Below are 21,895 nucleotides of genomic sequence, written 5' to 3'. Positions count from 1 at the left end.
TAATGTTACATTATAACGCTTTGAAACGAGGGGGCGGTCGGATACCGTTGCTCATGACAGGTTTGGCGCTCTGCCAACCCGTTTTCGCTCACCCACACAGTTTTATTGATATGCAAACGACAGTTGAAAGCCAGAACGACAACATCACCGGTTTACGTATGCAGTGGACGATGGACCCTATCACGTCTGCCGACTTGCTGTATGACGCAGGACAGGCGAAAAAGGATTCCGAAGTCTGGAAAAAACTGGCGGCGGAAGTTATGGCGAATGTGTGGGGACAGCACTATTTCACCGACATTTATCGTGATAATCAGCCCGTAAAATACGCTCGGCTGCCAACTGAATATAATCTCTCCCGTAAAGGCAACCAGGCGGTGTTGGAATTTGTACTCCCGCTGTCACACCCGCAGCCACTGGCCGGAAAACCTTTGTTGATTTCTACTTACGACCCGACCTACTTTGTCGATATGTCCTATCAGAATGATAAGGCCGTTAAGCTGGCACCCGAGCTGGCATCTCGCTGTAAAACTACGCTTTTCACGCCAAAGCCCAACGCTGAACTGCAATCCTATGCGTTATCACTGGATAAAAATGATGCACCGGATGAAGACATGGATTTGGGAAAACAATTTGCACAGCGGGTGACGTTGCAATGTCAGTAAACTTTGGCTCGCTGTCGCGTCAACGTTCGTTGTTGAGCCAGCTGCGCGATCTGTGGCCGCTGTGGCTGTTTTTAGCGCTGCTTGCTGCGGCGCTACATTACATCGTGGGATATTGGCCGCAAATCGTGCTGCAAAGTGCGATTTGGCAGAAATCGCTGCACCAGCAGATGTCACATCTGTTGCAGATGGTGGAACAGCAGCCTCATCAGGCTGGGCTGAGCCTGATGATGTTCAGTCTGGTCTATGGCGTGCTCCATGCGGTCGGGCCAGGGCATGGCAAAGTCGTTATCATGACCTATTTAGCGACACATCCGTCGAAGCTGAAAAGCAGCCTGAAGTTAACATTTGCTGCCTCACTGGTTCAGGGACTGATGGCGATAGCGCTGGTGACTGTAGTACTCGGGATCTTGCAACTGTCGAGCCGGACGCTGCATAACAGTAGTTTCTGGATGGAGAAAGGGAGTTTCGTCCTGGTGGCGGGGTTGGGTTTATTGCTCTGTTTTCGTGCGCTGAAACAGCTCTATATCACGCTAGCGCGGCAGCCCAAACCGGCGACAATTTTGCGCATGACGCCACTTAACAAGCCAACGCATGGACGTCTGACGCTGCACCCAATGCCTGCACCGTCTCATTCTCTTCATCAGCACGATGCCGATTGTGGCTGTGGGCATCGCCATCTCCCTAGTAATGAGGAGCTTGAGCGTGATAGCAGCTGGCGTACGCGCCTGATGATTGTACTGGCAATGGGAATGCGCCCGTGCTCAGGCGCTATTCTGGTGCTGCTTTTCTCTAAAGTGATCGGCGTCTATCTGTGGGGCGTAGTTTCTGCGCTGGTGATGGCTGCCGGAACGGCGATTACGATCTCGGCGTTGGCCGTGCTGGTTTTTTACTGCCGTCGTGTTGTTGAGCGTTTAGGGACAAATCGTGCATCGCCCGTATGGCAGCGAGCGACGTTTTCTCTTCTGGCTTTTGCTGGCGGGCTGATTTTGGTTGGTTCCGGTATCCTGCTTTACCTCAGCGCACAGCCCGCGATGATGGGCGGTATTCGGCCATTCTCCGGCTGATTTCACTTTTTATTAACTTCTCGTTAGAAACCCATTGCCTCCGATAATCACGGCAGGATATCATTTCATTAATGATAACTATTATCATTTATAACCATAATCGCAGAAGGGAATAATAATGAAGAAATGGCTGTTCTCAGTCGTTGTGCTCTTGGGGCTGAGCGCTAGCGTTGCTGCTAGCGCTAACCCGATTGTTATTGAAGACGTTAGTGGCAGGAAGGTAGAAATTAAATCCGAAGTGAAGCGGATTATTTTAGGGGAAGGTCGACAGATTTATCTGCTGGCTGCCTTTGATACCGAAGCACCGTTCCAACGTGTGGTTGGCTGGCGTGACGATCTGCCAAAAGCGGATTACGACGGCTATATGGCTTATGAAAAGAAATACCCGGAAATTAAAAAGCTACCGACCTTCGGCGGAGCGAAGGATGGCACTTTCAACGTTGAGCAGGCATTGACGCTAAAACCGGATTTGGTGTTGATGAATTTGGAGTCAAAAGCGGCGACGGATGAAGGTAAATTGATTGAAAAACTCAGTTCGCTGGGTATCCCGGTGGTGTTTATCGATTTCCGTGAGAAGCCGTTTGAGAATGCGGAGAAAAGCATTCATATCATGGGGCAACTGGTGGGCAAACCCCAGCGTGCGGAAGAGATTATTAAATTTCGTCGTGAGCAAATTGAAATCGTCACCGATCGGTTGAAAAACTATCAAGGCTCACGTCCAAAAGTGATGATCGACCGTGCGGGTGGTTATGACGAAGAGTGCTGCATGTCATTCGGTGATGAAAACTTTGGTCGCATGGTTGACGTTGCCGGCGGTGACAACATTGCCAAGAACATCATTCCCGGCACGTTTGGTACGTTGAATCCTGAGCAGATTATCAGCTCTCGCCCGGATGTCGTGGTGGTAACAGGCGCAAACTGGAAAAACTACAACACGGCGAACGGCTGGGTTGGCGTCGGACCAGGAGCCGATCAGAAGGAAGCGCTGCAACGTTTGCAAAAATTGATGGAACGCTCAGCATTTAAAACGTTGCCGGTAGCAACCGATGGCAACGCTCATGCGATCTGGCATCAGTTCTATGACAGCCCGTATCAGTTTGTGGCGATTCAAGTATTAGCGAAATGGATGCACCCTGAACTATTTAAAGACCTCGATCCTGATGCAACATTCCGTACCTTCCATGAGAAGTTCCTGCCGCTGCCGTATCAGCCGGGCTACTGGGTTACGCTGCCAGCGAAGAAATAGCGCTATCAGATAGTAAACCAGAGATAAAAAAGCACTGAACCTTATTGGTCAGTGCTTTTTTTTGTGCCTCTTTCTTTGCGTGCCGTTACAGATGAACGGACGTTTTTGACGATCAATTGTCGTTGGTTGATAGTTTTAATCTATCCATTTGATTTTATTAATTTGTTTTAACGATCGGGAGCGCAAGGTCATTGTGGGTTTGCCGATAACTGAGCGTGGTAAAAGCATGCCTGATCTGCACTCAGTGACATGTAAGAACGGGATGTTGCCGATGTGACATCCCCGAATCAGGAAAATATGCAGTATAAAAATTTAAAATGGAGCGGTTTATGAATATCACGCAACGCCTGCTGTTGACGTTTTCGTTAATGTCGCTAGCACTTATCTCATTGGTTATCGTCACTTTATCACTATTATCAGGGTTCCAGTCTCGTTTTGAATACGTTCAGGATAATGCCATTCCAAGTATCAAGGATTTGAATAACCTGGTGGATAAAAGTAATTCATTGGTGCTTTTTTTGTATCGTCATCAAACCACGGATGACGATCGTAAGCTGCCTCCGATCGAGCAGGACATTAATAACACTATTGAGGAAATAAAGAAGCTCAATGAGTACTACCTGATAAACGATGCGTCCAGCGAGGCGGATCGACAATTGACGAATACGGCGATTGGCCTGACCCAGAAATTACAGGCAGCACTACCTGCTTTTATTAATGCATCAAGAGCGAACCAAAATGATATCGCTCTTGGTCTGCTTCAGGGAATGGATGGCCCCGGAAAAGTGGTGCGCGACCTCCTTGCCAATTACCGTAAGCAATTCGATCTTAATGTTGAAATGGGCGACGATCTGCGCAAGGTGAATAAACAAGTTTACGATCAAACGTGGTTTGGCCTGTTGTCAGGCACGCTACTGGTTGTGCTGCTGATTGGCTTTTTTGCTGTGAGAACCATCCTGGGTATTAGAAAGAGTTTGAACAATATGAATCAAACGATGGAAAACGTCAGCACGCATCTTGACCTGACCATTCAGGCTGACGATCGACGCAAGGATGAGGTTGGAAATACCGCTCGTGCCTTTAATAGCCTGATGCATCGCGTTTCCGCGGCGCTGGCTTCGGTGAATGCTTCATCGCAGTCGGTAAGCAGTGCGGCGACGCAAATTGCAGCAGGCAATGAGGATCTGTCAGCGCGTACCGAGGAACAGGCGGCTTCGCTGGAACAAACTGCTGCCAGTATGACGGAAATCAGCGAAACGGTACGCCAGAATGCGGAGAACACGCAGCAGGCCAGCCTATTGGCGGGCAATGCCAGCCGGATTTCTATCAATAGTGCCGATTCAGTCAGTACGATGCTGAGTACGATGGAACATATTCGTACTAGCTCAGGCAAGATTACCGACATCATTGCGCTTATCGAAGGTATTGCGTTTCAGACCAACATCCTTGCCCTGAATGCGGCGGTAGAAGCCGCGCGTGCGGGTGAACAAGGTCGCGGTTTTGCGGTGGTAGCAGGAGAAGTGCGCACGCTGGCACAGCGTTCGTCTACGGCAGCCCGTGAGATCAAAGATTTGATTGATGCCTCAAACTCACTGGTATCGGCAGGGGTTGAACAAGCCAGCGATGTGGGGAAAAACATGGCGGCAATGAAAGATGCGATCCAGCAGGTAACGGATTTGGTGAACGAAATCGCGGCGGCGACGGAAGAGCAAAGTCAGGGGATCAGTCAGGTGCATCAGGCCGTTAATCAGATGGATGATGTGACCCAGCAAAACGCCTCATTGGTCGAAGAAGCGTCCGCTGCCTCGCAGTCGTTGCAGGAGCAGGCAAGCACGTTGAGCCAACTGGTGGGGCAATTTATTGTGGGGCAAATTACGCCATCGGCGTTGACCCCTGCTCTTGCCTCTGTACCGTCTGGCCTATCGGTACCTCGTCTCGCCCCCGCGAAGAAAAAAAACGCTGCTGCTCAGGATGAAGGAGATTGGCAGCGTTTCTGATCTATTAAGCCGCGTGTTGTGCTGTGAGGCTGTACGCGGCCATAGAATCCTATGCCGGATGGCGAAAGGATAAAGGAAGATGACAGTATGAAATCGACCGAGCACAGCGCTGAAAATTTGGGAGATTATGCGTCACTGTTGACGGAATTCGAGCATATGACTGTGCTACTGACTCAATTGATGAAAAGCGATTATCGTACGCTTGATTTGTATCTCAATAATTGCAGCCATCTGATCCTGCGATTTACGGCTATTTATAAATTGATCGGTAAACCGGAGTTTGAGAGTTATTTAAAGCATCATGATGCGGCGCTGTACTACAACGTAAACAGCGTTGGGTTGGCATTACGTTTGTTTGAGAACATGCTGACGAACATGCGCGATATGTTGGGAAGTGAGCGTTTACACTAGCAGTATTATGCCTCCGGGGCATTCGCTTACCGGAGGTTATTCGAATGGCTCATCATTTAGATGGTCGGTTCGCTGACCAGTCCGTCGATAATCACCTGCGGTACGCCCTGCGAACAGCGCTCAATACGTCCGCGTACGCCATAGACCGCTGACAGGCTTTCGGGGCTAATCACTTCCGCAGGCGCACCATCAGCAATCAGGTTGCCATTTTGTAGCATCAACACGTGATCGCCATGACGCAGCGCGATATTGATGTCATGCACCACCACGACAGTGATGATGTTGCGCTTCCGCGTCTCCTTGCGTACCAAATCCATTACGTGGAATTGATAATTCAGATCCAACGCGCTGAGCGGTTCGTCGAGCAAGAGCAGTGAGGGTTGACGGATCAGCGATTGTGCTAACCCAACCAGCTGCTTCTGACCGCCGGAGAGCTGATCGAGGTAGCTTAACGCCAGATGCTCAATGCCCAACTGACGCAGCAGGGTCATGACTTCATCCTGCTTTTCGGCGCTATGCATGCCGCCGGAAGCGCGCTGTGCGACGATAATCGATTCCAGCACGTGCAGGTGAACGCCTGCGGGCAAGGACTGCGGCAGATAAACGACCTTTTCCGCCCGCTGAGCGAATGGCAAGGTCATCAGGTTGGTGTCATCCAACCACAGTTCGCCTTCTGAGGGGTTCAGGCCTGCCATGGCACGCAGCAGGGTGGATTTGCCGCTGCCGTTGGGGCCGAGCAGCACGGTAATTTTCCCGCGTGGCAGTTGTGGCACTGACAGATCGCGAATCACCTGACGTTTGGGGTAACCCGCACGAAAATGGGAAAGTCGTAATCCAGATAGGGTTTGCTGACTCATACGTTCCCTCTGTGGCGTAAAATAATACTCAGGAAGAAAGGTACGCCAACCAGTGAGGTGACGATGCCGACCGGAATAATGACGCCGGGAATCAGGTTTTTCGAGGCGACAGAGGCCATCGACAGTACCAGTGCGCCAGTTAACGCACTGGCAGGCAGATAGAAGCGGTGGTCTTCACCAAAAATCATTCGTGCGATATGTGGAGCAACCAAGCCGATAAAGCCGATGGGGCCAACGAATGCGACCGAAATAGCGGATAAAATACTGATGCGCAGCAGCGTCGCCAGACGCAGACGGCGCACGTTAATGCCGAAGCTGACGGCACGATCCTCACCCAGTCGCAGTGCGGTGAGTTTCCATGAGCTCATCAGCGAAATGGGCATCACAACGACAAGTACCAGCAGCAGGATGCCCAATTTTTCCCACGATGCACGAGCCAGGCTGCCCATCGTCCAGAACACCAACCCTTGCAGCGTGTCTTCGTTAGCGATGAACTGGAGCATGGAAACCAGTGCATTGAAGGTAAACACCAATGCGATACCGAACAGCACGACGCCTGATGTGGCGACCTGCGTCCAGCGCGTGATGCCATCAAGTAGCAATGCTGCCAACAGCGCAAAGATAAAGGCATTTGCAGAAATAAACCACTGAGCCGGGATGCCAGGGATACCGATACCGAGCACGATCGCCAACGCGGCGCCGAATGCGGCGGCGGAAGAAACGCCGAGCGTAAACGGACTGGCCAACGGGTTATTCAGGATGGTTTGCATCTCTGCGCCAGCCAGGCCGAGCGCCAGTCCGACAATAATCGCCATCAGTGCGTAAGGCAGACGAATATCCCAGACAATCACGCGCGTACCTGCATCAGCGCTGGCCGGATCGGTCAGCGTGTTCCAGAGCACATCAAGCGTTAGCCCCGAAGGCCCCATCGTGAAATCCAGCAACAACGAGCCGATGATGATCAACAGCAGTATCGCCATCACACCCATGCGGCGTCGGATGATGCCGCGATAGTTGTCCATAACGGTGTTGGCATCCGCGGCAGTATTGCGGATACCCGGTTCAGTGGTCGTACTCATGAAAAATTACTCACCTTGTTTCCAGGCAAAGATAAAGTCACTGTCGGGCAGCGAGGTAAAATTCTGAATGATATGGTGATACGTGTCATCAGGATTCAGGCTGGTAAACGCTTGAGGATAAATATCTTTTGCCAGATATTCCATACCGACAATGTTGTAGGGATGGTTGTAAAAATGGTGGTAAACGCCATAGACGTGTTTCGCCTGAACTGCTGGAATCTGGCTAATACCAGTGCGGCTTAGTAGCACATTAGCCTGATTGCGAACGTCTTCTACGCTAGCGCCATAGCCTAACGGCAGTACCTGACTATTGCCACGTTTAGAACCCGTCATAATGTAGACATCAGGTTTCATGCTGATGATTTTTTCCAGCGAGACAAAACCCGTTGCGCCCGGCAGCAAATCTGAACCGATGTTTTTCGCGCCGACGGCTTCAACTAAGCCTCCCCAGCCGCTGTTGCTGTGTGTGAAACAGCAAGAATCTGAGTTACCGGCAATCGGCTCAACAAAGACGCTGGGTTTCGGGGTTATCGCGGCGGTTTTCTGCTGAATGGCATCGAAGTGCTGACGATAGAAATCGGTATACGCTTTGGCATTGGCTTCGCGGTTTAGCACTTTCCCCAATAGATCGATGCTGGGGGCGGTATCTTTTGCCGGATTCACTTCATAATCGACAAACAGGACGGGAATATTCAGCGCGCTGAGCTTGTCGATCACGCCGCTTTCCTTCAGTGCCGCTTTGGCACGCAGTTGGGCAATCATCAGATCCGGCTGTTTTGACAGTACGCTTTCTAGATCGACGTTACCTTTGTCACTGAAGCCCATATCCAGAATGCCGACGGACTGAGGCCATTTTCCTTTCAGCATGTCCCAGGTTGCGGTGTCCTGTTTTTTTGCCAGATTGTTCCAGGCAACCAGACGCTGAAAGGGATTATCGCGGTCAAGCAGAGCCATCGCCATAATATCACGCCCGTCTTGCAGAATGATGCGCTGCGGCTCTTGTTGAATGGTGACACTTCTGCCATCAAAGTCGGTAACGGTAAGAGGATATTGGGTGGCATAGCTGAAAAGTGGAGCGGAGAGTAATGCGGTCAGAAAGAGCGATCTTACTGATTTTCTTAACATGGTGGCGATCCTAATTCACAATTTATCAGAGAAATGAGTTTGATAATTATTATCGTATAAGGATAAACAATGCGTATACAGGATTCATATGTAAAGAAAAATAACAACTCCGACCCAATTTCATTTTTATGTGGGTGAGCCGGAGTTGGTTGAGATTAGCGTTTCAGCGCGTCACTCAGTTCTTCACGAATGGTGCCCAGAATCGCTTTAACCACTCGCGGATTACCTGCAACCAGATTGCCAGACGTCATATAGTTATGAGCACCAACGAAGTCTGTCACGATCCCGCCAGCTTCGCGCACTAGCAGTTCACCACCCGCAAAATCCCACGGCTTCAGGCCGATTTCAAAGAAACCGTCAACGCGACCCGCGGCTACATAGGCGAGATCCAGTGCAGCAGAACCCGTGCGACGGAAATCCGCACACTGGGTGAACAGCGCGCCGATGACATTGATATAACTTTTGCTGTGTTGTTTTAATTTGAAAGGAAAGCCGGTTGCCAGCACGGTACCGTCCAGATCGCGGGCAGTGCTGCTGCGCAGACGATAGCCGTTCAACTGCGCACCCTGACCACGGGTAGCACTAAACAGTTCATTACGCATAGGATCATAAACAACGGCAACTTCAGTACGGCCTTTAATGCGGACCGCGATAGAAACGGCGAAGTGAGGTAAACGTTTGATGAAGTTGGTGGTGCCATCCAGAGGATCGATAACCCATTGTACTGCCGGATCTTCACCTGCCAACTCACCGCATTCTTCACCAATAATGGTGTGCTGTGGGTAAGACTTGCGGATAACTTCAATGATCAGACGTTCTGCATCACGATCGACGTTAGTCACAAAATCGTTGCTGCCTTTTTGGCTAGCTTCGACGGCGTCTGGCGTTTCATAGTTTTTGGCAATCAAATTACCGGCTTTACGCGCAGCGCGTATAGCGATGTTGAGCATCGGATGCATGGTATCGGTCCACTGGAATGTTAAAGAACGGAAAGCGGCGCAGAGTATAGCAGTGGAAAAGTAAAATAGCTAAGTTTGTGTTAAGGTATGGCACTTTCCTTTTCACACGACTTCTTCTTCCTTTTCGCACAACAGAGTACATATGTTAGACAATATTCGCATTGTTCTGGTTGAAACGTCTCACACTGGCAATATGGGGTCGGTGGCCAGGGCGATGAAAACCATGGGATTAAGCAAACTTTATTTGGTCAATCCGCTGGTTAAGCCTGATTCGCAGGCGATTGCGCTGGCGGCCGGAGCCAGTGATGTCATTGGTAATGCTACGATTGTTGATTCGCTCGATCAGGCGCTTGAAGGGTGTAGTCTGGTCGTTGGCACCAGCGCACGTTCTCGTACCTTGCCTTGGCCGATGCTGGACCCGCGCGAGTGTGGCGTTCGCAGCGCGCAGGAAGCGGAGCACGCACCGGTGGCATTGGTGTTTGGGCGTGAGCGTGTCGGGCTAACGAATGATGAACTGCAAAAATGCCATTACCACGTGGCGATTCCCGCAAACCCGGAATACAGCTCGTTGAATCTGGCGATGGCGGTGCAGATTATTGCTTATGAAGTGCGTATCGCGCATTTGGATCGGTTACAGGCCGGTAAGCCGGAACACGAAGAGTCACCGTATCCGCTGGTCGACGATCTGGAGCGCTTTTATCAGCATCTTGAAGAGACATTGCTGCAAACCGGATTTATCCGACCAGCACATCAAGGGCAGGTGATGAACAAGCTGCGTCGCCTGTTTACCCGCGCCAGGCCTGAAGCGCAGGAACTTAACATCTTGCGTGGGATACTGAGTTCGGTACAAAAAAACCACGACGAATAATACTTGAGTATTTTACTCGGTTAAATAGTTGACTAAAACACTCGGGAATGTCAGACTCGCGATATGTTCTGCCAATACATGTTTTCATAATACATGTTTTACCTACAGGTACCACTATCATGAGACTGACATCCAAAGGCCGTTACGCCGTTACCGCCATGCTCGATGTGGCTCTGCACTCCCAGGAAGGCCCGGTTCCCTTAGCGGATATTTCTGAGCGCCAAGGCATTTCACTGTCTTATCTGGAGCAGTTGTTTTCACGCCTGCGTAAAAATGGGTTGGTTGCCAGCGTTCGTGGCCCGGGCGGTGGTTATCTGCTGGGTAAAAACGCGAATGAAATCGCCGTTGGTATGGTTATTTCTGCGGTCGATGAGTCCGTTGATGCAACGCGCTGTCAGGGTCGCGAAGGCTGCCAGGGTGGCGATCGTTGCCTGACGCACACGCTGTGGCGCGATCTGAGCGACCGTATTACCGACTTCCTGAATAACATCACGCTGGATGAGCTGGTGAATAATAAGGAAGTGCTGAACGTTGCCGATCGTCAGGATGCTGACATTCGCCGCACCGCCAATGGACGTATTCAGGAAACGATCAACGTTAACCTGCGCGCCTGATACACCTTCAATGTGACGAGCATCTTTACTCGTCACGTTTTGCCTTTCTGATAGCTGCATAATCCTGACCACATTGCCCAATGTGGTGTTGGCGTTAGCCCGACTGTCACGGCGTGTTCTGACGATAGATTGTGCCAACGATAACATCGTCAGATTTTTTGCATTGGCCCGAGAGGTTGCGGGTATAAACAGCCTGTCAATAAAACAAAACGCATTGTACGTTTTGAAGTGATGTACGGAGTTTATGAGCAATGAAGTTACCTATCTATCTCGATTATTCAGCTACCACGCCGGTTGACCCGCGCGTCGCTGAGAAAATGATGCAGTGTTTGACGTTGGACGGTACGTTCGGTAACCCGGCTTCCCGTTCCCACCGTTTTGGCTGGCAGGCGGAAGAGGCGGTTGATATCGCCCGTAACCAAATTGCTGAGCTGGTTGGTGCCGACCCGCGTGAGATCGTCTTCACGTCAGGCGCGACCGAAGCCGATAACCTCGCGATTAAAGGTGTTGCCAACTTCTATCAGAAGAAGGGCAAGCACATCATCACCAGCAAGACCGAGCACAAAGCCGTGCTGGATACCTGTCGTCAGCTTGAACGCGAAGGCTTCGAGGTGACTTATCTGGCACCGCAGCGTAACGGCATTATCGAGCTGACCGAACTTGAAGCCGCAATGCGTGAGGACACCATTCTGGTTTCCATCATGCACGTCAATAATGAAATTGGCGTTGTGCAGGATATTGCCGCTATTGGTGAAATGTGCCGCAGTCGTGGGATCGTATTCCACGTCGATGCCACGCAGAGCGTAGGTAAACTGCCTATCGATCTCAACCAGTTAAAAGTGGACCTGATGTCTTTCTCCGGCCATAAAATCTATGGGCCGAAAGGGATCGGAGCACTGTATGTTCGTCGTAAACCCCGTATTCGTCTTGAAGCGCAGATGCACGGCGGCGGCCATGAACGTGGTATGCGTTCTGGCACCTTGCCTGTGCACCAGATTGTCGGCATGGGTGAAGCCTACCGCATCGCGAAAGAAGAGATGACCGCAGAAATGGATCGCCTGCGCACGCTGCGCGATCGTCTGTGGAACGGCATTAATGATATTGAAGAAGTCTACCTGAATGGTGATATCGAACACGGCGTGTCCACGATCCTGAACGTCAGCTTCAACTATGTTGAAGGTGAATCGCTGATTATGGCGCTCAAGGATCTGGCGGTATCGTCCGGTTCTGCCTGTACGTCGGCCAGTCTGGAGCCCTCCTACGTGTTACGTGCGCTGGGCATGAATGATGAGCTGGCACATAGCTCGATCCGTTTCTCGCTGGGACGTTTTACCACCGAAGAAGAGATCGACTACACCATCGAGCTGGTACGTAAATCCATCGGTCGTCTGCGCGATCTTTCTCCGCTGTGGGAAATGTTCAAACAGGGCGTGGATATCAGCAGCATCGAGTGGGCGCATCATTAATTAACCAGATCGGGGACGACTATCATGGCTTACAGCGAAAAAGTAATTGATCACTATGAAAATCCACGCAACGTGGGTTCATTTGACAACGCCGATCCTTCTATCGGCAGCGGCATGGTCGGCGCGCCAGCGTGCGGCGATGTGATGAAGTTGCAGATAAAAGTCAACAATGAGGGTATCATCGAAGATGCCCGCTTCAAGACATACGGTTGTGGTTCTGCCATTGCCTCCAGCTCGCTGGTCACAGAGTGGGTAAAAGGCAAATCGCTGAATGAAGCTGAAGCGATTAAGAACACGCAGATTGCCGAAGAGCTTGAGCTACCGCCAGTGAAGATTCACTGCTCCATCCTGGCGGAAGACGCTATCAAGGCAGCAATTGCGGATTACAAAAGTAAACGCGACGCGCAGTAATCTCTGCGGCTGAGCTCGTCGGGGCACCGTGTCTCTCGGTGCCTGTTCCTGTCGAGCTGGCGAACGATCGAGGTAACAGTATGTCGATTTCTCTGAGCGAAAGTGCGGCACAACGCGTGAACGCTTTCATCGCAAACCGGGGCAAAGGCCTTGGGCTGCGTCTTGGTGTACGGACATCCGGCTGTTCTGGGATGGCGTATGTGTTGGAATTTGTGGATGACTTGAACGACGGTGACACGGTCTTTGAAGACAAAGGCGTGAAGGTCATCGTGGACGGTAAAAGCCTGGTCTATCTTGACGGAACTGAATTGGATTTCGTTAAGGAAGGGTTGAACGAAGGCTTTAAGTTCAATAATCCCAACATTACCGGCGAATGTGGTTGCGGCGAAAGTTTCAACGTCTGACCCCTCTTGGGTAGTTGAGTGTGCTATCAATGAATGGCAAGCGCGACTACCCAGCACTCCCAGAGTACCACTATGGATTACTTTACGTTATTCGGGCTGCCGATTCGCTATGACGTTGATGGCGGCCTGCTTGCATCCCGTTTTCAGGACTTGCAGCGTCAGTTTCATCCTGACCGCTATGCTACCAGCCCAGAACGCGAGCGCATGCTGGCGGTGCAACAGGCGGCGACGATTAATAACGCCTATCAGGCGCTCAAGCATCCGCTGAAACGTGCGGAGTACATGCTGTCGCTGCACGGTTTTGATGTGAACAACGAACAGCACACGATGAAGGACACAGCATTCCTGATGGAACAGCTGGAACTGCGCGAAGAATTGGACGCGATCTCACAGCGAGCTGATGCAGATGAGGTGCTGACGGCCTTTGCCGAGCGGTTACAGGCTGCGATCGCTATACGTCATTCTCATATGCGTGATGCACTCGATAATGAGACGTGGGCAGACGCCGCAGACACCGTGCGCAAGCTACGCTTTTTAGACAAGCTCCAGCAACAGGTTGAAGAACTCGAAGAACAATTGCTGGACAGATAACTGATTAATCCGGCGGGAAATTCGGTGGTAATGACCATTCAGTTTTTCGCCAGCCAATTGATGGAAGCTCAATATGGCCTTATTACAAATTAGTGAGCCTGGCCTCAGTGCCGCACCGCACCAGCGGCGTCTGGCTGTCGGTATTGATTTAGGCACCACCCATTCGCTCGTTGCCACCGTGCGCAGCGGCGAAGCTCAAACGCTGACGGATAGCGACGGGCGCGATCTGCTGCCGTCAGTCGTTCACTACCATTGCGATGGTCACCGTGTGGGCTGGCAAGCACGCGACAATGCTGCTCACGATCTGGAAAATACGATTCGTTCAGTAAAGCGTCTGATGGGACGTTCTCTGGCCGATATTCAGCAGCGCTATCCTCATTTACCTTATCGTTTTCATGCCAGTGATAATGGCCTACCGCTGATTCAGACTCCGGCTGGCAACCTCAATCCTGTACAGGTGTCGGCGGATATTTTGTCCGCGCTGGCTTCGCGTGCGGAAGCGGCGTTAGGCGGTGTGCCGGATGGCGTGGTGATTACCGTTCCCGCGTATTTCGATGATGCACAGCGCCAAGGCACCAAAGATGCAGCGCGTCTGGCCGGGTTACATGTATTGCGCCTGCTCAATGAACCAACCGCCGCTGCGATTGCCTACGGGCTGGATTCCGGTAAAGAAGGCGTGATCGCCATTTACGATCTGGGCGGCGGTACTTTTGATATTTCCATTCTGCGCCTAAGCCGCGGCGTCTTTGAAGTGCTGGCGACCGGCGGCGATTCTGCGCTGGGCGGTGATGATTTCGATCATCTGCTGGCAGAGTGGCTGCGCGAGCAGGCAGGCATTCACGATCGTGACGATCGCCAATTGGATCATGCGTTTCGTGATGCGGCGGTAAAAGCCAAGATTGCGCTCAGCAGCGCTGATGCGATAGGTGTGGATGTCGCAGGTTGGCAGGGGACTATCACCCGTGAACAGCTTGATGCACTGATTGCTCCGTTGGTGAAGCGCACATTACTGTCCTGCCGCCGTACGCTGAAAGACGCGGGGCTGACGGCAGAAGATGTGCTGGAAGTGGTAATGGTCGGCGGATCGACGCGTGTTCCGCTGGTGCGTGAGCAAGTGGGAACGTTTTTTGGTCGTACACCGCTGACGTCGATCGATCCAGACAAGGTCGTGGCGATCGGTGCGGCAATCCAGGCGGATATTCTGGTGGGCAACAAGCCAGACAGTGAAATGCTGCTGCTGGATGTGATCCCCTTGTCGCTGGGGCTGGAGACGATGGGCGGGCTGGTGGAAAAAATCATTCCGCGCAATACCACGATCCCGGTTGCCCGAGCACAGGAGTTCACCACCTTCAAAGACGGCCAGAGCGGCATGATGATCCACGTTTTGCAGGGTGAGCGTGAAATGGTGGCGGATTGCCGTTCGCTGGCGCGCTTTTCGCTGCGCGGTCTGCCGCCGCTGCCTGCCGGTGGGGCTCACATCCGCGTGACTTTTCAGGTTGATGCAGATGGCCTGCTGAGCGTGACGGCGATGGAGAAATCGACGGGTGTCGAGGCATCCATTCAGGTTAAGCCGTCGTACGGTTTGAGCGACACGGAAATTGCCACGATGATCACCGATTCGATGCTGAACGCGAAGGAAGACGTCGGCGCGCGTCGTTTGGCAGAGCAAAAAGTGGAGGCGGCTCGCGTGCTGGAAAGTTTACAAACTGCGCTGGCGGCCGATGCGGAATTATTGAGCAATGACGAAAAAGGCGTCATTGCTGCGGCATCCGAACATCTGCATACGATGATGCAGGGCAGCGATCCCGTGGCAATTGAAGCCGCGATTAAAACAGTTGATCAACAAACCCAGGAATTCGCCGCCCGCCGCATGGATGCCTCTATCCGTCGCGCGCTGGCAGGTCATTCTGTGGATGAGGTGTAACATGCCTAAGATAGTTTTTTTACCGCATCAGGATCTGTGTCCTGAAGGCGCGGTTTTGGAAGCGGAGCGCGGCGAAAGTATTTTGGAAGTGGCCTTGCGTAACGGTATTGACGTTGAACATGCCTGCGAGAAATCCTGTGCCTGCACCACGTGCCACTGTATTGTGCGCGAAGGCTTTGATTCGCTGGCGGAAAGCACGGAAGAAGAGGACGACATGCTGGATAAGGCTTGGGGGCTGGAACCGGAAAGCCGTCTGGGCTGTCAGGCGCGTGTTGCTGGAGACGATCTGGTTGTCGAGATCCCGCGCTATACGATCAATCATGCGCGTGAGCATTGATCTGAATAGAGAGGAAGAATTATGGGACTAAAATGGACGGACAGTCGGGCGATCGGCGAAGCGCTTTACGACCAGTTTCCCGATCTCGATCCGAAAACGGTACGTTTCACGGATATGCACCAGTGGATCTGCGAACTGGATGAATTTGACGATCGGCCGGACGCCTCCAACGAAAAAATTCTGGAAGCGATCCTGCTGGTCTGGTTAGATGAAGCCGACTAACATTATGACGGGCTGCCTTGGGTGGCCCATTTTATTTCCGTGCCAAAATTCGTAATATTTTCATGTCATCATGCACCGTTTATTTATCTGCAAAAATATGAAAAGCACCTGCAAACATGAAAAGTGGCAGGAATACCCATTATCGGAGAAGCACTATGACGAACAATACCATGCTGATTTCACTCTCCACGCAACCTGCTGACGCGCGCTGGGGAGAAAAAGCGACGCTGAGTGTGAATGAGCAGGGCTTTACCATTCATGTTGGGTCGACGTCGCTGAATGGCAAAGCTGCCTTGGCCACGATCCAGCGTGCCGCCCGTAAAATCGATGGGCAGGGGATTAAACACGTTACGTTGGCGGGGGAAGGTTGGGATCTGGCAAACAGCTGGGCATTCTGGCAGGGCTATCGTGGGCCGAAAGGGCAAAGAACGGTTGAATGGGCTGAACTGAACGACGCTGATAAGAAAGAGCTGAACGATCGCCTGAAAATTGTTGACTGGGTGCGTGATACCATCAACCTGCCTGCTGAAGATCTGGGGCCAGAGCAGTTGGCGACCCGTGCGGTCGACCTGCTGTGTGAGGTTGCGTGTGATGCTGTCAGCTACCGCATCACCAAAGGTGAAGATCTGCGCGAACAGAATTATGCCGGTCTGCACACGGTCGGTCGCGGTTCTGAACGTCAGCCCGTGCTGCTGGCGCTGGACTATAACCCGACGGGTAACCCGGATGCACCGGTGTTCGCCTGCTTGGTGGGTAAAGGTATTACGTTTGATACCGGCGGCTATAGCCTGAAGCCTAGCGGCTCTATGGATTCTATGAAGTCAGACATGGGCGGCGCAGCCACCCTGACTGGCGCACTGGCGCTGGCGGCGTCGCGCGGTTTACAACAACGCGTGAAGCTGTATCTGTGCTGTGCAGACAATATGGTGAGCGGTAATGCATTCCGTCTGGGCGATATTATTCGCTACCGTAACGGCAAAACGGTTGAAGTGATGAACACCGATGCGGAAGGACGTCTGGTATTGGCGGATGGCCTTATCGATGCTTCCGAGCAGAATCCGCAGTGGATTATTGATTGTGCCACGTTGACGGGGGCTGCGAAAATGGCGTTAGGCAATGATTATCACGCGCTGTTTAGCTTTGATGATGAGCTAGTAGCGGCATTGCAGGAAAGTGCGAAAGAAGAAAATGAGCCGTTCTGGCGCTTGCCGCTGGAAGAGTTCCACCGCAGCCATCTGCCGTCCAGCTTTGCCGATCTGAACAATATTGCCAGCGGTGCACACACCGCCGGTGCTAGCACGGCCGCCGCTTTCCTGTCGCATTTTGTGAAAAATTACCAGCAGGGCTGGCTGCACATCGACTGTTCCGCAACGTACCGCAAAAGCGCGGTAGATCAGTGGGCGACTGGCGCGACGGGGCTTGGTGTTCGCACATTGGCGAATCTTCTGCTGAGCAACGCCAAATAGTTGTTTCAGGTTTATCTGCTATTTACAGAATGTATTGAGAATAAAGCCGGCCCTCAAGGTGCCGGCTTTTAACGTAATCATGTTGAGGAACGTATGGAGTTTTCGCCACGTAACAAACTGGAAGAAGTGCTGATTCTGGCCGCAACAGAGCCGGCGCATCGTCCTGAATTTTTCAGTGAACTGATGGAAGCCACGGTGTTTGTGCTGGGCAGTACCGACGACGGGGATGAATCCGGTGAGGTGGTATTGCATGCGGGCAGTAATGTGAACATCCAGCACTGGGAAAAAGACGATGGTTCATCCGCCATTCCCTTCTTTTCTTCTCTGGAAGCGTTACAGAGCGTGATTACGGAAGAGGCCCCTTTTCTGGCACTGCCAGTGCGGTCGTTGTTTGAAATGACGCAGGGCGTCACGCTGTTCCTTAATCCTAAACTACCGTATGGCAAAGAATTTTTGCCGCAGGAAATTGAACATATTCTGTCTGGCGAAGGCAATGGTTTTGTTCAGCAGCGCGTTGTTGAAGAAGATATGCAGGTGATGCTGAGTCAGCCAGCCGAGATGCCAGCACAGATGATTGATTCTCTAACGCAGCTGTTTGCCAAACACCGTCAGGTAAAACGGGCGTTTTTGGCACAGATTCAGGAGCCCGGTGAAGAACAGCCGCACCTGCTGATTGGTATTGATGCCGATCGGGACGAGGAAACCATCATTCGTGAGGCGGGCAATGTCGCTAGCGATACCTTACCGGACGATCGTCCTGTCGATTTGTGTCTGGTGAAAGACGGCGAGCCGGGCATCAGCCATTACATGATTAAACACACCACGCCGTTCTACGAGCGCAAGTGGGGCAGTTTCCTGCGGGAGTTTAAGGCCACCGGCAACGCGTAATCGGCATGGCGGCGACAGCGGATTACGCTTTTTCCGCTGTTGCCTGCTCTACACCTGGCTGCCATTCGCGGCTGGATACAATCTCACCCGGCATTAATCGCGTGCAATCGGGACATCATCGCGGCTACCCCAGTCGCTCCATGACCCATCGTATAACGTCACATTCGGGACATTTAACTGCGTCAGCGCTAATACTACGACGCACGCTGTCACGCCAGAACCACAGCTGGCGACGATGGGGCGAGTGAAATCCACGCCCTGCTTATGCAAAATGGTCGCCAGTTCTGCATTGGGCTTCAACGTGCCGTTATTCACTAAATCGGTCCACGGCACGTTCAGGCTACCGGGAATATGGCCACGGTGCAGGCCGGAGCGCGGCTCGTCCACTTCGGCATGAAAGCGCGGGGCGGGTCGGGCATCGATAATCTGTTCTGATTTATCCCGGCTGATTGAAAGCACGTCATCGCGTGAGCGAATAGCATTTTCATCCAAAGTAGCGTGAAACGTGACGGGCTTGCGTACGACATTGCCTTGCTCTAGTGGCAGGGCTTGCGCTTTCCAACCTGCTAGCCCGCCGCTCAGAATAGAAAGCGATGTGGCACCGAAGGTGTGCAGCATCCACCAGGCTCGGGGGGCGGAAAAGAGATTACCTTCATCGTAAATCACCAGATGCTGCTGATTATCGATTCCCAGTTCACCCATCGCGTGTGCGAAATCTTCGCGAGTTGGCATCATATGCGGCAGGTCTGTGCTGTGATCGGACAAGGCTTCAATGTCAAAAAAAACCGCGCCTGGCAAATGGCCGTCGCGGTATTCGGCATGAATATCACGGCTAGCGTTACCCGGTGGTAGCATTCGTGCGTCAATAAGCGTGATGTTGCTATCATTCAGGCGGCTGGCAAGCCAGTCTGCGGAGACAAACCGCTCATGAGAAATGGGCAAATCAGAAGACGATGCTGACATAGATCCTCCACGCTAGAGCTGAGGGATTCAGCTCTGATGTGCAATGATAGCGTTATTGTCAGTGATTTTCCCTAATCCGACAAGCCATGGATGATTGGATGCTGCTGTTTGTATATGCTTGTTTTAATTGCAGCCAGCCATCCTGATTGGCGTCAATCATTGAGAATCGGATCGTTAATGAAGAGAAAAGAAGAGGTAATATTTTTTTAATAAAAATGTTATTTCCTTGGTAGGCAATAAAGGCCAGTACCCCTATAATTTCCGCCACCTTCACTGGCTGGGTATATCCGTCATACTTCAAGCTGCATGTGCGTTGGCTTCTCTTACTCACCCCAGTTACTTACTTTTGTAAGCTCCTGGGGATTCGTGCGATTGCCGCCTGCCTGCAACTCGAATTATTTAGGATATAGATAATTCTTATAATCCGGCTGTAATTTGATAGTTTAGTTAATGAGGTCAATATGACGATAGAACGTACCTTCTCCATCGTAAAACCTAATGCGGTTGCCAAGAATGCCATCGGTGCGATTTACGCACGCTTTGAAAGCGCTGGTTTTACCATCGTTGCGGCTAAAATGTTGCGCCTGAGTCGTGAACAGGCAGAAGGTTTCTACGCAGAGCATAAAGGTAAGCCATTCTTTGATGGCCTAGTTGAATTCATGATGTCTGGCCCGATCATGGTTCAGGCGCTGGAAGGTGAAAACGCCGTCCAACGTAACCGTGACATCATGGGTGCCACCAACCCAGCTAACGCGTTGGCGGGAACGCTGCGTGCTGATTATGCCGACAGCTTCACGGCAAACGCGGTGCATGGTTCCGATTCCATCGAGTCTGCTCAGCGTGAAATCGCTTATTTCTTTAGCGAAGATGAAATCTGCCCACGCGCGTAATTCTGCGTGGGTAATAGCAGGTGAGTACTCATGATGTGACCCTTTTTTCACGAGTCAGTGCGCGATGCTGAAGCGATGACACAGAAAAAAGGCAGTGATGGTAGCTTACCTGTTTTAAACTTTGTACAATGCTGCGCCCCGGATGAGCCTGCACTTGCCCGGGGCATTTCTTTGGTCATTACCATCGAATTCAACCCTCTTTTTTAGTGCCATAACGTGTAACAACGAGGCCAGGATCTATCAATGTCTAAGCAAATCGTGTCTGAGTCTGAAACTATCGTGTCTGAATTCTCCCCGGCATCTGCTGATGCTTCTCAATCCGTTAAAACCAGTGCGGAAAAAATTAACCTGCTTGATCTTAACCGCCAGCAAATGCGCGATCTTTTCGTCTCTATGGGAGAGAAGCCGTTCCGTGCCGATCAGGTCATGAAATGGATCTATCACTACTGCTGTGATGACTTCAACCAGATGACGGATATCAATAAAGTCTTCCGTTCCAAATTGCAGGAAATCGCTGAGATTCGTGCACCCGAAGTGGTGGATGAGCAACGTTCTTCCGACGGCACGATTAAGTGGGCGATTCTGGTCGGCGGTCAGCGGGTCGAAACGGTTTATATTCCAGAAGAAGATCGTGCCACGCTGTGCGTCTCCTCTCAGGTTGGCTGTGCGCTGGAGTGTAAATTCTGTTCAACAGCCCAGCAGGGCTTTAACCGTAACCTGCGCGTATCGGAAATCATCGGTCAGGTGTGGCGCGCAGCGAAGATCATTGGTGCTTTTAAAGTCACTGGTCAGCGTCCGATCACCAACGTGGTGATGATGGGGATGGGTGAACCACTGCTGAATCTGACTAATGTAGTGCCAGCGATGGAAATTATGCTGGATGATTTCGGCTTTGGTTTGTCTAAGCGCCGTGTGACGCTGTCCACGTCTGGTGTGGTGCCAGCATTGGATAAATTAGGCGATATGATTGATGTTGCGCTGGCGATTTCTTTGCATGCGCCGACAGACGATATCCGTAACGAAATCATGCCGATCAACAAAAAATACAACATCGAGACGTTCCTGAGCGCGGTACGCCGCTATCTGGAGAAATCCAATGCGAATCAGGGACGCGTTACCGTTGAGTATGTGATGCTGGATCATATCAATGACGGCACCGAGCATGCGCATCAACTGGCTGAATGCCTGAAAGATACGCCGTGCAAGATCAACCTGATTCCGTGGAACCCGTTCCCGGGCGCGCCGTATGGCCGCAGCTCAAACAGCCGCGTTGACCGTTTCTCCAAAGTGCTGATGGAATATGGTTTCACGACGATCGTACGTAAAACGCGTGGGGATGACATTGATGCTGCCTGCGGTCAGTTGGCGGGGGAAGTCGTGGACAGAACCAAGCGTACGTTGAAGAAGAAAATGGCCGGTGAACCTATCGCGGTGAAAGCGGTCTGATAACG

The 21,895-nt window shown here is 51.8% G+C and carries 23 protein-coding genes; 18 read left to right on the top strand and 5 right to left on the bottom strand.

Annotated elements, in window-relative coordinates; genetic code table 11:
• Nucleotides 1-2: 2 nt before the first annotated feature.
• From A6301_RS15970 to A6301_RS15950, 5 genes are all read left to right on the top strand, one after another.
• Nucleotides 3-662, top strand: a complete 660-nt coding sequence (locus A6301_RS15970; RefSeq protein WP_107170437.1) for a DUF1007 family protein — start codon at nt 3-5, stop codon at nt 660-662.
• Nucleotides 653-1,726, top strand: coding sequence for a nickel/cobalt transporter (locus A6301_RS15965; protein ID WP_234258228.1), 1,074 nt, complete (start codon nt 653-655; stop codon nt 1,724-1,726). The genes A6301_RS15970 and A6301_RS15965 overlap by 10 nt, the downstream gene beginning before the upstream one ends.
• A gap of 118 nt (nt 1,727-1,844) precedes the next feature.
• Nucleotides 1,845-2,972 carry an ABC transporter substrate-binding protein gene (locus A6301_RS15960; protein ID WP_107170439.1) on the top strand — a complete coding sequence of 376 codons (1,128 nt, stop codon included), beginning with the start codon at nt 1,845-1,847 and terminating at the stop codon, nt 2,970-2,972.
• Nucleotides 2,973-3,301: 329 nt separating this feature from the next.
• Nucleotides 3,302-4,969, top strand: a complete 1,668-nt coding sequence (locus A6301_RS15955) for a methyl-accepting chemotaxis protein (protein WP_205543166.1) — start codon at nt 3,302-3,304, stop codon at nt 4,967-4,969.
• An 87-nt stretch (nt 4,970-5,056) separates the two neighbouring features.
• Nucleotides 5,057-5,380, top strand: coding sequence for a hypothetical protein (locus A6301_RS15950; RefSeq protein WP_234258227.1), 324 nt, complete (start codon nt 5,057-5,059; stop codon nt 5,378-5,380).
• A gap of 56 nt (nt 5,381-5,436) precedes the next feature.
• On the opposite strand, the gene A6301_RS15945 is transcribed toward A6301_RS15950, so the two are convergent.
• The 4 genes from A6301_RS15945 to suhB form a co-directional block, all read right to left on the bottom strand.
• Nucleotides 5,437-6,237, bottom strand: a complete 801-nt coding sequence (locus tag A6301_RS15945) for an ABC transporter ATP-binding protein (protein ID WP_215484018.1) — start codon at nt 6,235-6,237, stop codon at nt 5,437-5,439.
• The gene (locus tag A6301_RS15940) at nt 6,234-7,316 is read right to left on the bottom strand and encodes an iron ABC transporter permease (protein ID WP_234258226.1); all 1,083 of its coding nucleotides are present in this window, start codon (nt 7,314-7,316) and stop codon (nt 6,234-6,236) included. The genes A6301_RS15945 and A6301_RS15940 overlap by 4 nt, the downstream gene beginning before the upstream one ends.
• Nucleotides 7,317-7,322: 6 nt before the next feature.
• A complete protein-coding gene (locus tag A6301_RS15935; protein WP_205543164.1) occupies nt 7,323-8,441 on the bottom strand; it encodes an ABC transporter substrate-binding protein in 1,119 nt (372 codons plus the stop codon).
• Between the two features lie 155 nt (nt 8,442-8,596).
• The gene (gene suhB, locus A6301_RS15930; protein WP_107170445.1) at nt 8,597-9,400 is read right to left on the bottom strand and encodes an inositol-1-monophosphatase; all 804 of its coding nucleotides are present in this window, start codon (nt 9,398-9,400) and stop codon (nt 8,597-8,599) included.
• A 142-nt stretch (nt 9,401-9,542) separates the two neighbouring features.
• Between suhB and trmJ the strand changes: the two genes are divergently transcribed.
• The 11 genes from trmJ to sseB all read left to right on the top strand — a co-directional run bounded on the left by trmJ (nt 9,543) and on the right by sseB (nt 18,591).
• On the top strand, nt 9,543-10,268 hold the full coding sequence (gene trmJ / locus A6301_RS15925; protein ID WP_107170446.1) for a tRNA (cytosine(32)/uridine(32)-2'-O)-methyltransferase TrmJ: 726 nt from the start codon (nt 9,543-9,545) through the stop codon (nt 10,266-10,268).
• Between the two features lie 119 nt (nt 10,269-10,387).
• The gene (gene iscR, locus A6301_RS15920; protein WP_107170447.1) at nt 10,388-10,882 is read left to right on the top strand and encodes a Fe-S cluster assembly transcriptional regulator IscR; all 495 of its coding nucleotides are present in this window, start codon (nt 10,388-10,390) and stop codon (nt 10,880-10,882) included.
• A 251-nt stretch (nt 10,883-11,133) separates the two neighbouring features.
• On the top strand, nt 11,134-12,348 hold the full coding sequence (locus tag A6301_RS15915; protein WP_234258225.1) for an IscS subfamily cysteine desulfurase: 1,215 nt from the start codon (nt 11,134-11,136) through the stop codon (nt 12,346-12,348).
• Between the two features lie 24 nt (nt 12,349-12,372).
• Nucleotides 12,373-12,759: a Fe-S cluster assembly scaffold IscU gene (iscU, locus tag A6301_RS15910; RefSeq protein WP_005970177.1), complete on the top strand. Its 387-nt coding sequence runs from the start codon at nt 12,373-12,375 to the stop codon at nt 12,757-12,759.
• A gap of 80 nt (nt 12,760-12,839) precedes the next feature.
• Entirely contained in the window at nt 12,840-13,163 is a 324-nt protein-coding gene (gene iscA, locus A6301_RS15905; RefSeq protein WP_205543162.1) for an iron-sulfur cluster assembly protein IscA, read from the top strand.
• Between the two features lie 72 nt (nt 13,164-13,235).
• On the top strand, nt 13,236-13,754 hold the full coding sequence (gene hscB / locus A6301_RS15900) for a co-chaperone HscB (RefSeq protein WP_107170450.1): 519 nt from the start codon (nt 13,236-13,238) through the stop codon (nt 13,752-13,754).
• Between the two features lie 73 nt (nt 13,755-13,827).
• Nucleotides 13,828-15,678, top strand: coding sequence for a Fe-S protein assembly chaperone HscA (gene hscA / locus A6301_RS15895; RefSeq protein WP_234258224.1), 1,851 nt, complete (start codon nt 13,828-13,830; stop codon nt 15,676-15,678).
• Between the two features lies 1 nt (nt 15,679).
• Complete coding sequence (gene fdx, locus A6301_RS15890) at nt 15,680-16,015, top strand: ISC system 2Fe-2S type ferredoxin (RefSeq protein ID WP_014698950.1); 336 nt, start codon at nt 15,680-15,682, stop codon at nt 16,013-16,015.
• A gap of 21 nt (nt 16,016-16,036) precedes the next feature.
• Nucleotides 16,037-16,237, top strand: a complete 201-nt coding sequence (gene iscX, locus A6301_RS15885) for a Fe-S cluster assembly protein IscX (RefSeq protein ID WP_005970169.1) — start codon at nt 16,037-16,039, stop codon at nt 16,235-16,237.
• A gap of 155 nt (nt 16,238-16,392) precedes the next feature.
• Nucleotides 16,393-17,703 carry an aminopeptidase PepB gene (gene pepB, locus A6301_RS15880; RefSeq protein ID WP_107170452.1) on the top strand — a complete coding sequence of 437 codons (1,311 nt, stop codon included), beginning with the start codon at nt 16,393-16,395 and terminating at the stop codon, nt 17,701-17,703.
• Nucleotides 17,704-17,796: 93 nt separating this feature from the next.
• Nucleotides 17,797-18,591, top strand: coding sequence for an enhanced serine sensitivity protein SseB (sseB, locus tag A6301_RS15875; RefSeq protein WP_107170453.1), 795 nt, complete (start codon nt 17,797-17,799; stop codon nt 18,589-18,591).
• 93 nt (nt 18,592-18,684) lie between these two features.
• Here sseB and sseA read toward each other — a convergent pair whose 3' ends face one another.
• A complete protein-coding gene (gene sseA, locus A6301_RS15870) occupies nt 18,685-19,554 on the bottom strand; it encodes a 3-mercaptopyruvate sulfurtransferase (RefSeq protein ID WP_234258223.1) in 870 nt (289 codons plus the stop codon).
• 461 nt (nt 19,555-20,015) lie between these two features.
• Here sseA and ndk point away from each other — a divergent pair, with 461 nt between their 5' ends.
• Nucleotides 20,016-20,444: a nucleoside-diphosphate kinase gene (ndk, locus tag A6301_RS15865; RefSeq protein WP_005970161.1), complete on the top strand. Its 429-nt coding sequence runs from the start codon at nt 20,016-20,018 to the stop codon at nt 20,442-20,444.
• A 243-nt stretch (nt 20,445-20,687) separates the two neighbouring features.
• Nucleotides 20,688-21,890, top strand: a complete 1,203-nt coding sequence (locus tag A6301_RS15860) for a bifunctional tRNA (adenosine(37)-C2)-methyltransferase TrmG/ribosomal RNA large subunit methyltransferase RlmN (RefSeq protein ID WP_234258222.1) — start codon at nt 20,688-20,690, stop codon at nt 21,888-21,890.
• The last annotated feature ends 5 nt before the right edge of the window (nt 21,891-21,895 follow it).

The sequence above is a fragment of the Pectobacterium sp. IFB5596 genome (assembly GCF_021432585.1).
Classification (GTDB): Bacteria; Pseudomonadota; Gammaproteobacteria; order Enterobacterales; family Enterobacteriaceae; genus Pectobacterium; species Pectobacterium punjabense.
The sequence above is the reverse complement of the archived record's forward strand: the minus strand, read 5'-3'. Positions and strand labels throughout refer to the sequence as shown.